The sequence below is a fragment of the Microbacterium sp. K27 genome (assembly GCF_004794435.1).
Lineage (GTDB): Bacteria > Actinomycetota > Actinomycetes > Actinomycetales > Microbacteriaceae > Microbacterium > Microbacterium maritypicum_A.
Window position 1 is genome coordinate 1 of record NZ_SSDK01000007.1, and the last position, 813, is coordinate 813.

The 813-nt window shown below is 68.5% G+C and carries 1 pseudogene; it reads right to left on the minus strand.

From position 1 onward, the window contains the following. Positions 1 to 813: pseudogene (locus DW307_RS18000) on the minus strand (hypothetical protein); the annotation flags it as partial.

Sequence of the window (813 nt, forward strand, 5' to 3'; positions counted from 1 at the left end):
CCGACCCAGTCCAACGGCGTGTTCGCCACGCTCCCCGACGGCGTCGCCGACCAGCTCCGCGGCCAGAGCCCAGGCCTGCGCGCCCACCGATCGGGTCGACGATGCCGCACCCGTCGAAGGCTGCCATGTCGAGCCGAAGTTGCCGAAGACCACGTAGGTGCCCTGCGGAAGGTGCTGGGGGATCGGCATCCCGCGTCCACCGACATTCGCGGTCGGGTCATAGCCCGAGCCCTTCACGACGACCTTGTCACCGGCTTTGAGAGCCACACCTGCGGCCGGAGTCGTGCCGTCGGCGAGGAACACCTCGATCGCCGCCGAGACCGGAGCCGGCTGCAGGCTCTCCCACTGTGCGTCGGTGACGGCGATGGTCGAGCGCGCATAGATCGTGCTCGCATCAGGGTTCGAGTGCTGCTTCCACGCGATGACCTCGTAGGACTTCGTGCGGTCGAGCTTGTCGGCGGCGGCGGTCAGGTCCACCGTGAAGGCGCCGCCGGAGATCGGGCGCACGTACTGCATCGCCAGGAACCCGCCGCTGCCGGTGACGTTCGCCTCGGTGCCCTTCTCGATCAACGCGACGTACGCACCCGGGATCGCACCGAGCTTGGTGCCGGATGCCGTGACGGTGAGGCCATTCGTCGCCGTCGCCGTCTTCACGGCTGTGGAGACCGTCGGAGTCTCGGTGTAGTTCAGGGCGACACTGCGCTCCTGGTCGGCGTTGATCACGCCACCGGCCGCATACGTGTAGATCCCGTAAGACCCCGGCGTCGCCGCGGCATCCTTCAGGGTCACGGTCGCCTGGAACGTGCCGTCGGC